Consider the following 13,194-nt stretch of genomic DNA (forward strand, 5'->3'; position numbering starts at 1 on the left):
TAACCGGATAGCTATAACAGATAGCATCCGGTTTTTTTATGTCTGTCTACCTGTGATTTTTATTATCACGGAGTAAAATATTCTAAAGTACGCCTATCAATCTGATAGAAAGTTAACCCAATATTATTGCTATTTTTAGGGTATAGTTGACGAAGAAACATTATTTTGTGGCGAAAAATGATGCGTTAAATTTAACGTTTCGCGACAATAAGCACAGTGGATAAAGTGAGAGATACGATGACAAAACAAATTATGCCAGTAATGATTACTTGCGAACCCGCAGCACCATGCTGGGGTGAAGGCGCCTTGTTAAGTTCAAGTGATAAAGGCATGACTATCCATCTTAAGCACCCCGGCAAGCTTTGTGCGGTGCAAAGTGCAGGTCGTAAACTGGATGGTCAAGGCATTCGTAATGTTGCATTAATTGGCGAAGGCTGGGATCTAGAAAAAAGTTGGGCATTTTGGCAAGGTTTTCGTGCACCTAAAGGTGCAAGAACTATTGAATGGCCAGTATTAGCTGAAGCCGACCGTAAAGAATTAGAACAACGAATCAATACGATCGATTGGGTTCGCGATATTATTAATGCGCCTGCTGAAGAGTTAGGTCCAGAGCAGCTAGCTCAACGTTCTATCGATTTACTGTGCAAAGTTGGCGCACACGATATTAGCTACCGTATTGTGAAAGGCGATGACTTATTAGAACAAGGCTACACAGGTATCCATGCTGTTGGTCGTGGCTCTAATCGCCCACCAGTTTTGTTAGCATTGGATTACAACCCCGGTAGTAATGATAAAACGCCAGTATTTGCCTGTTTAGTGGGTAAAGGCATCACTTTTGATTCAGGGGGCTATAGTATTAAGCCATCGGCATCAATGAACTCAATGAAAGCCGATATGGGCGGAGCAGCAACACTGGTTGGCTCTTTAGCTTTAGCGATCACGCGTGGTTTAAACAAGCGTGTGAAATTAATCCTGTGCATCGCAGATAACATGGTGAGCGGTAATGCCTTTAAATTAGGGGATATTATTCGCTACCGTAATGGTAAATCTGTTGAAATCATGAATACGGATGCGGAGGGGCGTTTAGTTCTGGCTGACGGTCTGATTGATGCAAGTAAAGAAAAACCGACCTTGATTATCGATGCTGCAACATTAACGGGTGCAGCTAAAACGGCAGTAGGCAACGATTACCACTCAGTGTTGAGTTTTGACGATAAGCTGGTTTCTGAGCTTATGTCCTCTTCTGATGAAGAGTTTGAATTATTTTGGCGTTTACCGTTAGCAGAATTCCATCGCCAACAATTACCATCAGGTTTTGCAGATCTGAATAATATTGCTGCGCCATCGCATACAGCGGGAGCAAGTACCGCCGCTGCATTTTTATCTCATTTTGTTGAAAACTATCGTCAAAATTGGGTGCATATTGACTGCTCCGCAACTTACCGTAAATCACCTGTAAGTTTATGGGCCGAAGGCGCAACTGGAATTGGCGTGAGAACATTAGCGAACCTACTTCTCAAAAAAGCAAAATAATTCGCGATATAATGAGTTGCAGTGAAGCATTTATTCGCTTCCTGCACTCAACTAATTTATGCGTATAAATTGATTTTTTGTTTTTAGGCTTATTGAAAATAGAGTGCATATTTTCACGTTGCAGAGGATGCTCAATGTCGCAACAATCAAATAATCAAGCAACAAATACACAATCCGATATTCAATTTACGGAACTGACTATTCCGGAAGGCTCCTCGCTAAAGTTAAGCGTTCTAGAGCAAGAACCTAAAGAATTAACGGCTGCTTTGAGTGAGTTTTTTAAGCAGCATAAAGTGATTCGCCGTGGGTTTATTGTGTCCGTTCAGGAAATTGAAAAAAAACAGTATGACGACATTTTAATGATTGCATTGGAATTTGTGTCGGGTACTGAAAATATTGATGAGATCATTCATCAAGCTGGTAGCATTGCTTGTGAGTATATTGATGATGATGAATCCATTGATTTTTGTATTGTGAATGATGAAGAAACGGGTATTAGTCATTTCATCACCAAACATGTAGCGCCTTTCTATCAGCGCCGATTAGGTAGTTTTTTACGTGATACTATTCCTATTGTTAATACGTAAACCTCTTTCTTCACAAAAATAAAGGCTGACTCTGTTCAGCCTTTATTTTTACGTTTTGTCTGATATGTCTTCCCGTTACATTCTGTTAAATTATATGAACAATCACGCTTGAATTAATGACTGTTGATTACACACATTTCAGTCATATCTAATTTTTAGGGTTCAAAAAACGTATTTGAGCCTAACATACATAATAAATTTAACTCAATAGAGGATGGGGCGGTAATGAAACAACAATCAAGTTGGAGTTCATTGGCGGGTCTAAAAACCAAAAAACGTTATCTCGCATTAGCATTAGCATCCGTTATTGCGCTAGCAGGCTGTGATAATAGCGAAGATGCAGCCAAAAAAGAGAGTGCAGTTTCGGCGCCTGTGACAACAGAAAATACGACTAAAACCGCGCCAGTTGCAGAGCAAAAAAAATCCGCACCAAAACTATCGAATGAAGAGATGGTTAAAAAGTATGCAGGTAAAGATCTTGAGATCCTTGACGCATCCGAGCTGCAATTAGACGGTGCCAGTGCAATGGTTGTCACTTTTTCTGTACCATTACAACCTAACCAAAACTTCGGTCAATATCTAAATCTTGTAGATGTTAAAGCGGGTAAATTAGATGGGGACTGGGAACTGTCTGATAACCAAATGGAATTACGTTTCCGTCATCTGCCGCCATCAAAAGAGTTAAACCTTTCTGTTACACCTGGAGTTAAAGCAGTTAACGAACGTACCCTGTTGAGCAATTTTGAGAAAAAGCTCCAAACCGCACAAATTATTCCTACCGTAGGCTTTGCAAGTAAAGGTTCTTTATTGCCAAGTAAGGTGGCTCAAGGCTTGCCTGTTATTGCGTTAAACGTCGATAAAGTTGATGTTAACTTTTTCCGAGTTGATGAAAAGCAGCTACCGCAATTTTTAGCGATGTGGCAATACCGCAGTAATTACGAATATTGGTATTCAGAAGAGTTTCTCGACAAAGTTGAGCTAGCGTATACAGGACGTTTCGACCTTAATCCTGATAAAAATACCCGTCAATCTATCCTGCTACCATTAAAAGATATCAAAGAATTACAGCAAGATGGTGTCTATTTAGCCATTATGCAAAAAGCGGGTAGCTACAGTTATCAATTCCCTGCGACAGTATTCACGCTGAGTGATATTGGGGTATCCCTGCATAGCTATCAAGATCGCGTTGATGTGTTTACGCAATCTTTAGCGAAAGGTTCAGTAATCAAAGGCGTTGAACTACGTATTCTGGATGAAAAAGGTCAATTAGTGACCAAGGGTACGACCGATGGTGATGGTCATGCACAATTAGAAAAATTGGCAGGAGGTAAATTATTGTTGGCAACCCATGAAGGGCAAACCAGCATGATCGACCTGACTCAGCCTGCACTAGACCTTTCTGAATTTGATATTTCAGGACCTTCGGGCTTTGCGAAACAATTATTTGTATTCGGACCTCGTGACCTGTATCGCCCAGGGGAATTACTGTTGGTAAATGGTTTGCTACGTGATGGCAATGGTAACCCAGTAAAATCTCAGCCAGTGAAAGTGGATATTTTAAAAACAGATGGTCAGGTCTTCAGAAGCTTTGTATGGCAAGGTGATGATAAACAAGATGGTCTGTATCAGTATCAATTTGAAATTCCTAAAAATGCAGAAACAGGTGGTTGGTCATTACGTTTCGATTTAGGGGATGGTTCTCCACAGCGTTATTACAAATTTAATGTTGAAGATTTTATGCCAGAACGTATGGCATTAGATATTACTGGCAATGATAAACCAGTATTGAATTCTGAATCTGTTGAATTTGATATTAAAGGTCGCTATTTGTATGGCGCGCCTGCAGCAAACAATGAATTACAAGGTCAGGTGCTACTGAAGGCTAACCGTGAAGCCGTTGCAAAACTGCCGGGCTTTGAGTTTGGAGCCATGAATGAAGAAGGGCTACCGCGTAAACTGGATGAATTTGACTTAACGCTGGATGATGGCGGCGAAACCGTAATTTCATTGCCACAAAGTAACTGGGAGTCGACCCGTTCACCAATTACTGCTGTGTTACAAGCCAGCTTGCTAGAGGCGGGTGGTCGCCCTGTAACTCGTCGCGCTGAACAAGCTATTTGGCCAGCAAATGAGTTAGTGGGAATTCGCCCTCTGTTTGCGAAGAAAGAAATTTACGATTACCGAACAGACCGTTATGCCCAACGATATAACGTTGATGAAAATTCACTTGCTGAATTTGAAATCGTCATGGCTGATGCCGCAGGTAATAAATTGGCAGCGCAAAATTTGACGGTACGTTTAGTGTATGAACGTAGAGATTATTACTGGAGCTGGTCAGAAAGTGGTGGTTGGGGTTCTAACTATGATCAGAAAGATCTGGTGATGGCAAATGAAAACATTACCATCGAAAAAGATGGCACGGCGAAGCTATCATTCCCTGTTGATTGGGGCTCTTTCCGTTTAGAAGTGATTAATCCAGAAAATCAGTTGGTGAGTAGCCTTCAATTCTGGGCTGGCTATTCATGGCAAGACAATACTGGAGGCAGTGGTTCTGTTCGTCCTGACCAAGTGAAATTAAGCTTAAATAAACCCGCTTATTTACCAGGTGAAAAAGCCAAAGTACGTATCGAATCACCAAAAGCAGGTAAGGGTTATATCTTGCTTGAATCCAGTAATGGACCGCTGTGGTGGGAGGAAATTGATGTACCCGCTAGCGGCTTAGACGTTGAAGTCCCAGTCAATAAAGAGTGGGCTCGCCATGACTTGTATATCTCCGCGGTGGTGGTGCGTCCGGGTGATGATTCGAAAGAAGCTACGGTTAAACGTGCGGTTGGTGTACTGCATTTACCGCTAGCAGACGAGAATCGTAAGATTTCATTAGCGCTAAATTCACCGACGAAAATGCGTCCAAATCAAGATCTCAAAGTGAAGATCAAAGCAACTGCACAAGATGGTAAGCCATTACCTGAAAAAGTGAATGTATTACTATCCGCAGTGGATACTGGCGTTCTGAATATCACGGATTTTAAAACCCCAGATCCATACGATGCTTTCTTTGGTCGTAAGCGCTATAGCGTTGATCAATACGATGTTTATGGTCACCTTATTGAAGGTCAAGGTAAGCTGGCGAACTTACGTTTTGGCGGTGATGGTGAAGATGCTGCTCTTGAACGCGGTGGTAAGAAACCATTAACTGAAGTGAAAATTATCGCTGAACAAGCGGCTCCAGTCACTCTTGATGAAAATGGTGAAGGTGAAATTACACTGGCTATCCCTGATTTTAACGGAGAGCTACGTTTAATGGCGCAAGCATGGAACCAAAAAGACTTTGGACATGCAGACAGTAAAGTAACTGTCGCTGCACCATTAGTAACCCAAATGTCGATGCCACGTTTTATGGCGGGTGGCGATAAGTCCTATTTTGCGCTTGACCTCACTAACATGACCGATAGCACCCAAAATGTGACGGTATCATTCAAAGCGTCAGGAATGGTGAAACTGGACGGTGTTTCTAGCCGTGAAGTTGAACTGACGAAAGGCAAGCGTACCACACTGACCTTACCTGTTAGCGCGGACTATGGTTTTGGCGAAGGTGAAGTCTCAATGACGGTCAATGGCGTGAAAATCGCCGGAGAAGCGGAAAAAGAGTACAAAAATAGTTGGAAAGTGGGGGTTAGACCTGCACAGCCAGCGGAAACTGTTTCTTTTGCGACAGCGATTGAACCGGGCGAAGTGTGGTCACTACCAACCAATGATTTTGCTTACCTACAGGCAGATACCTTAGAAGGGCAAGTACTATTAACGAGCCGTCCTCCTCTGCAAATTGCCCGTTATATCCGTGAACTATTTGCCTATCCATATGGTTGTCTTGAGCAAACGGTGAGTGGGTTATATCCATCGTTATTCTCGACTCAAGCAGAGCTGAATCAGCTAGGTATCAAAACGCAAACCGATGCCGAGCGCCATAAAGCTATTGAGGTAGGGATCCCGCATTTACTGGGTATGCAGCGTGATGATGGTAGTTTCTCACTATGGGATAAAAATGGCAGTGAAGAATACTGGCTAACAGCCTATGCAGCAGATTTCTTGAATAAAGCTAACCAGCGTGGCTTCACAGTACCGCAAGATGCACTGAATAATGCCAATGCGCGTTTATTAAGTTACCTACAAGATGGCAATTTAGTGAACTATCCATACACCGATAATCAAGAAGCTTCTCGCTTTGCAACTCAATCTTACGCAGGGTTAGTGTTGGCGAGCCAACAAAAAGCTCCTCTGGGTGCTTTGCGCCAAATTTATGGTCATGCAGATAGAGCGACGAGTGGCTTAGCGTTAGTTCAATTGGGTATCGCTTTAAACCTGATGGGAGATAAAGCCCGAGGTGAAAGCGCAATTATCGATGGATTGAAAAAACAACGTACTCGCTATAATTATATTGGTGATTACGGTTCAGCCATCCGTGATGATGCAATGATTGTTGCATTACTTAATGAATATAAGCTGATGCCAAAATCCCGTGATCAGAAGTTACAAACGCTGTCTAATAATTTGACGTCAAAAGGTTATTTTTCAACGCAAGAGAGTAACTCACTATACTTGGCGGGTCGTTATTATATAAACGAGACAGAAACACCGTGGAAAGCGTTAGTCAATGGCCAACAGCCGCCGGTTGTTTCGGATAAACCTGTGAGTGAGTTTTTATCAAAAGACCAATTGCAAAATGGATATAGCGTTGAAAACAGCGGAACCAATACGCTGTACACACGCTTGAACGTTGTGGGTTACCCATTACGTTCACCAAAACCCTCTTCGAACGTCTTAGATATTAAGCGTAGTTACTATGATATGAAAGGTAACCGTGTTTCATTAGATAGATTAAGAACGGGTGAAATGGTGGTGGTCAAACTGGAAGTTAATGCATCACAGACAGTGCCAGATGCGCTGGTGGTTGATTTACTGCCTGCTGGTCTAGAGTTGGAAAATCAGAACTTAGCGAATAGTAGTGCGAATCTCAGTGAGTCTGCGCCAAATCTGCAAGAGATGATTAATGACATGCAGCAGTCGCAAGTTCGTCATATGGAATACCGTGATGACCGCTTCGTGGCAGCAGTAGAAGTTCAGCAATATCGTCCAACAACGCTGGTTTATTTGGCTCGAGCAGTGACGCCGGGGGTTTATAACAACCCTGTACCTCAAGTGGAATCCATGTATGTCCCTGAGTGGCGTGCAACGGGTTATGCGGATGGTCAATTGGAAATTGTTCGCTAATCAAGAAATTAAGCCATGGAAATAATGGCTTAATGAGTGAATAAAAAGAGGGAAGCAGTTTGTTTTCCCTCTTTTTTTAGCATTATAAAATCAATAATAACTAGCGGTATGTTTACAAATGAAGAAATGGTTACGTCGCACAGGGTGGATACTGGTTTTCCTAGTCGTAGTCTTACCTGTCGCCTTTATAGCTGCGGATAAAATTTGGCCATTGCCGATTAAGCAAATTGAGATGGCGCGCACGGTTGTGGCAGCAGATGGCACCCCATTGTGGCGATTTGCAGATAAAGAAGGGATTTGGCGCTTTCCTGTCAAATTGGATGAGGTTTCACCTGATTTTATTGATGCTTTATTAACCTATGAAGATCGCCATTTCTATCAGCATCCGGGAGTTAATCCTTTTTCATTAATGCGTGCGGCAGGGCAATTAGCCAGCTCTGGGCGTATTGTCTCTGGTGGCAGTACCATTTCCATGCAGGTAGCAAGGTTGATCGATCCTCACGAGCGTACTTTTGGGGGCAAACTCAAGCAGCTGTGGCGCACAGCTCAGTTGGAATACCATTATTCAAAGGATGAAATCCTTGAAATGTACCTTAACCGAGCGCCTTACGGTGGAACGATTGAGGGAATTGGTGCGGCAAGTTGGGTATATCTTAATAAAGCACCAGACAAATTAACGGCGAGTGAAGCGGCATTATTTGCCGTATTACCCCAAGCGCCAAGTCGTTTGAGACCGGACAGATATCCAGAGCGTGCTCAAGCGGCGCGAGATAAAGTTTTAGATAGATTGGCAGAGTTTAAGGTCTGGACTCCAGAAAAAGTGGTGGAAGTTAAACAAGAGCAAATTTGGTTAGCACCACGGAAAAATCCTCATTTAGCACCGTTGCTTGCTCGCCGTGTAATTAAAGGTTCTCAAGAGTCTATTGTGGAAACAACCATTGATGCAAGTATGCAAAGGCAGCTTGAAGAGATGGCAATGAACTGGAAAAACCAGCTACCCAAACAGACATCCCTCGGTCTGCTAGTGGTGGATCATACGGATATGAGCGTCAAAGCCTATATTGGCTCCATTGATTTTCAAGATGATAGCCGGTTTGGGCACGTCGATATGATCAATGCATGGCGTTCGCCCGGTTCCACATTAAAACCTTTTTTGTATGCCTTAGCGATGGATGATGGACTGATTCATGCCGAGTCATTATTACAGGATGTTCCTCGGCGATTTAATGATTATCGCCCTGGTAACTTCGACAGCGGTTTTAATGGACCAGTCAGTGTCAGTGATGCCTTAGTTCGTTCATTAAATTTACCCGTAGTGCAATTACTGGATGTGTATGGCAGTAAGCGCTTTACTGCACAGCTGCGTAATGTCGGTACTGAATTACGATTCCCGGTTGGGGGGGAACCTAATTTATCGCTGATCCTTGGCGGTACGGCAGCTCGAATGGAAGACCTTGTTTCTGCATACAGTGCATTTGCACGACAAGGGCAGGTTTCACCATTACGCTTTCACACGACAGATCAGGTAAGAAACAGGACGTTAATGTCACCGGGAGCTGCATGGATCGTACGGAGGATCATGGCAGGGGAAGCACGCCCGGTTCCTGATGCGAACTTATCAGGGCAATTGAATTTGGCGTGGAAAACAGGAACCAGCTATGGCTACCGTGATGCGTGGGCTATAGGGGTAAATCCACGCTACACCATCGGTGTGTGGGTTGGACGCCCAGATGCTACACCAGTGGCGGGGCAACTCGGATTCGCAACAGCAATCCCAATTATGAACCAAGTTAATAATATGCTATTGACGAGGATTTATCAGTCCCATGAACCATTACCAAAAGATGCAAAACCTGCCAGTGTTAGCCAAGCCGTCATTTGTTGGCCGGGAGGTACGGCGTTACTGAAGGATGATAGTAACTGTCGCCAGCGCCGTCTAAGCTGGATTTTAGACAGCACAATCCCACCAACCTTAATGGCCAGAGATCAAGAGTCATCATTAGGACTACGGCATAAAGTGTGGGTGAACGAGCAAGGCTTACAAGTTGCGGCAGATTGCCCAAATGCGCAAGAAAAAGAGATTTATTTATGGCCAATTACGGTGGAATCTTGGTTACCAGCAAGTGAAAAACGTGCCAGTCGGTTACCTAAACCGGATAAAGCGTGCCCACCACTAAACCTTGAAATGCCCCCATTATTAATTTCAGGGATCCGAGACGGCGAAGTATTACAACGCTTGCCAGGGAAAATTAGTTTAGACCTACGCTTGATGACTCAAGGGGGACAAGGGCAAAAATGGTGGTTTTTAAATGGTGAGCAAGTGAACAATACTGAACAAAATGGTTCAATTTTGTTGACCTTGGAAAAAAGTGGAAACTACCAAATATCTGTCTTAGATCTGAGTGGACAGGTAACGGCCATCAACTTTAGGGTGAAGTAATAGAACAAAACCGTGACTTAATTAAAAAAATGACATTTTTTGCTATAAAAAGATTAACAAAATGTTGATATGGCTGTAGGAAATTGTAATCTGAGCCCCTATAATCAACGCCTTGTTTTTCTGCTTCCTTAGTATCAGGAATAGAAACAATATAAAAAACTACAACAGACACATATTCTTGGTTCTTAATATGCACCTTTTACCTGACAAGCTATAAACAGTTTGCGAAATGAGAGTAAAAAAGCAGAGAATAAAGAGTCAAAGTCAAGTCAATCGCTAAGAGGTTATTTATGGCTGTTCAACGTACATTTTCTATCATCAAACCAAACGCAGTTAAGAAAAACGTAATTGGTGCAATTTACAACCGTTTTGAAAACGCAGGCTTCTCAATCGTTGCAGCTAAAATGATGCATCTGACTCGTGAACAAGCGGAAGGCTTCTACGCTGAACATAAAGGTCGTCCTTTCTTTGATGGTCTGGTTGAATTCATGACTTCTGGTCCAATCATGTTACAAGTATTAGAAGGCGAAAACGCAATTCAACGTCACCGTGATCTGATGGGTGCAACTAACCCTGACAACGCATTAGCGGGTACGTTACGTGCTGACTATGCTGACAGCTTCACTGAAAACGCAACGCATGGTTCTGACTCAGAAGAATCTGCTGCACGTGAAATTGCTTATTTCTTCACTGCTGACGAAATTTGCCCACGCTAAGGCGTGCTCAATAATGCGTTAGCATTATTGATATAAAGTTTGTACAATATGTCACCCTGTTAATAATTATGGTTAACAGGGTTATTTTTTTTATAGCAACCGAATATTTACGTCGTGCTTTTTGCACTGCCGAAAGTGTAACAACGAGGCAAACTCAATGTCTGATATGACTACCAATGCACAGTGTGCAACATCTTCTGCTGTATCGATTACCCCAGAAAAAAATACCCAGAAAATCAACTTGCTGGATTTAAATCGTAAGCAAATGCGCGAATTTTTTGCTGAATTAGGTGAAAAACCGTTCCGTGCAGACCAAGTGATGAAGTGGATTTACCACTATTGTTACGATGATTTCGATCAAATGACCGATATCAACAAAGTATTACGTACTAAATTGAAAGAAGTGGCTGAAATCCGCGCTCCTGAAGTGGCTGATGAACAACGTTCATCCGATGGTACGATTAAGTGGGCCATCAAAGTCGGTGACCAACTGGTTGAAACGGTATATATCCCTGAAGCTGATCGCGCAACATTATGTGTTTCTTCCCAAGTCGGCTGTGCGCTTGAGTGTAAATTCTGCTCAACGGCTCAACAAGGTTTCAACCGTAACTTACGCGTATCTGAAATTATTGGGCAAGTATGGCGTGCCGCTAAAATTATTGGATCATTAAAATCGACAGGCCGCCGCCCAATTACCAACGTGGTGATGATGGGAATGGGAGAGCCGTTACTCAACTTGAACAATGTGGTTCCCGCGATGGAAATCATGTTGGATGATTTTGGTTTCGGTTTGTCAAAACGCCGCGTGACGATCTCCACATCCGGCGTAGTTCCGGCACTGGATAAACTGGGCGATATGATTGATGTGGCATTAGCTATTTCACTGCATGCGCCAACGGACGATGTGCGTGATGAAATCGTACCTATCAATAAAAAATATAATATCGAAACATTTTTAAATAGTGTGAATCGATATTTAACTAAATCCAATGCAAATGCTGGGCGTGTAACCGTCGAGTATGTGATGCTTGATCATATTAATGACAGTGTCGAGCAAGCGCATCAGTTAGCTGAATGCTTGAAAAATACGCCAAGTAAAATTAATTTGATCCCATGGAACCCGTTCCCGGGAGCACCTTATGGCCGCAGCTCAAATAGTCGGATTGACCGCTTCTCTAAAGTGTTGATGGAGTATGGCTTTACTACGATAGTTCGTAAAACGCGTGGTGATGATATTGATGCGGCGTGTGGACAGCTTGCTGGCGATGTTATTGATAGGACGAAACGGACCTTGAAAAAACGCTTAGCAGGGGAACCAATCCAAGTTAAAGCAGTCTGATATATAGATAATATTTAAGCAGTGAGTTAGGTTATGATTCAGGGTGTTTTATGTTAGGCAAAATGCCCTGGTTCGCCTACAATGTTTAAAGTGACAAGGAATCTATATTGTTGTTTAGAAACTATGAGTTACTCTGACGGATAAAGTGGCGCGAAGTCAGCTTTATATTTTTTTAACTTGGAAATAGTGTTGCTAGCTAATGACTATCGAAAATAATACCGAACAAACCTCTATCACTGTAGGACAAGTATTATCGCAAGCCCGTGAACGTAAGGGATTGACGCAGGAAATGGTTGCTGAGCGACTGTGCCTTAAAGTGAGTACGGTAAAGGAAATAGAGCAAGATATTCATCCAGCTGGTGTTGAGCCAACATTCTTACGTGGCTATATACGTCTTTATGCTCGAATGGTTGGTCTCCCAGAAAGTGAAATTAGCGTATTTTTAAAAACCGATGCGCCTGCTCAAGTTTCCAATGTTTCCCCGATGCAAAGCTATTCTCTAGGTAAAAAACGCAAAAAACGTGAAGGCTGGTTGATGAAAATCACTTGGCTGATCGTGATTATTTTGATTGCTATGGTGGGTATTTGGTGGTGGCAAGATCATAATGCTCAGAAAAAAGATTTTATCACCATGGCAACGGAAAACGATTTAATTTTATCGCAGCAGGATAATAGTAGTCAGCCTGTAGCTCCGACTAATCCCGCAACGATTGCACCACTTGCAACTGAGAATGGTGCGGTACAAACATCCTCAGTAACTGGCGAGTTGCCTGTTTTATCTGACAATCAAGAGACCCCAATTGCTGGTAATGCAGATGCTCAAGCCGTGAGAACAATTCCACTGCCAAATGCACCACAGACTGCATCATCAGTGGATAGAGCGCAAGCAAATGCAAGCACTGAATCCACAGATATGCCAGCGGCGAATACAACTGGTTTGGTCTTGAATTTCTCTGGCCAATGTTGGTTGGAAATTCGTGATGCAAATAATAAAGTGTTATTCAGCGGCATGAAAAATGGCGGCGACAAATTAGAACTTGATGGCTCTCAGCCTTACCGCTTGAATATCGGCGCGCCAGCAAATGTGGCAGTACAATTCCAAGGCAAGGATGTTGATTTAAGTCGTTTTATCAAAGCGAAAAGATCAGCAAAATTCACATTGCCAGAAGCGTAAAAGACACTGCAAATTAGAAGAAGCAAACTATATCCTAAAACACTCTTTGTGATAGTTTGTAGTTTGTTTTCTTGTGTATAGTGGGATGCGTAAGAAGCAATAACCATACACTATGCCATGGTATTAAAGAGCACATG

The 13,194-nt window shown here is 42.7% G+C and carries 7 protein-coding genes; all 7 read left to right on the forward strand.

The features are described 5' to 3' along the window. The first annotated feature begins 237 nt into the window (after positions 1–237). Positions 238–1,533: an aminopeptidase PepB gene (pepB, locus tag PR761_RS00875; protein ID WP_039855048.1), complete on the forward strand. Its 1,296-nt coding sequence runs from the start codon at positions 238–240 to the stop codon at positions 1,531–1,533. A 134-nt stretch (positions 1,534–1,667) separates the two neighbouring features. Continuing rightward, positions 1,668–2,120: an enhanced serine sensitivity protein SseB C-terminal domain-containing protein gene (locus PR761_RS00880; protein WP_006814693.1), complete on the forward strand. Its 453-nt coding sequence runs from the start codon at positions 1,668–1,670 to the stop codon at positions 2,118–2,120. Positions 2,121–2,345: 225 nt separating this feature from the next. Next, on the forward strand, positions 2,346–7,388 hold the full coding sequence (locus tag PR761_RS00885; RefSeq protein WP_154610576.1) for an alpha-2-macroglobulin family protein: 5,043 nt from the start codon (positions 2,346–2,348) through the stop codon (positions 7,386–7,388). Between the two features lie 118 nt (positions 7,389–7,506). After that, entirely contained in the window at positions 7,507–9,828 is a 2,322-nt protein-coding gene (gene pbpC / locus PR761_RS00890) for a peptidoglycan glycosyltransferase PbpC (protein ID WP_126437118.1), read from the forward strand. Between the two features lie 290 nt (positions 9,829–10,118). Further along, positions 10,119–10,544: a nucleoside-diphosphate kinase gene (ndk, locus tag PR761_RS00895; protein ID WP_006814689.1), complete on the forward strand. Its 426-nt coding sequence runs from the start codon at positions 10,119–10,121 to the stop codon at positions 10,542–10,544. A 157-nt stretch (positions 10,545–10,701) separates the two neighbouring features. Further along, a complete protein-coding gene (locus PR761_RS00900; protein ID WP_006814688.1) occupies positions 10,702–11,883 on the forward strand; it encodes a bifunctional tRNA (adenosine(37)-C2)-methyltransferase TrmG/ribosomal RNA large subunit methyltransferase RlmN in 1,182 nt (393 codons plus the stop codon). Between the two features lie 199 nt (positions 11,884–12,082). Continuing rightward, positions 12,083–13,057: a cytoskeleton protein RodZ gene (rodZ, locus tag PR761_RS00905; protein WP_126461058.1), complete on the forward strand. Its 975-nt coding sequence runs from the start codon at positions 12,083–12,085 to the stop codon at positions 13,055–13,057. The last annotated feature ends 137 nt before the right edge of the window (positions 13,058–13,194 follow it).

Origin of the sequence: Providencia sp. PROV210 (assembly GCF_028479445.1) — a bacterium.
GTDB classification, from domain to species: Bacteria; Pseudomonadota; Gammaproteobacteria; order Enterobacterales; family Enterobacteriaceae; genus Providencia; species Providencia rustigianii.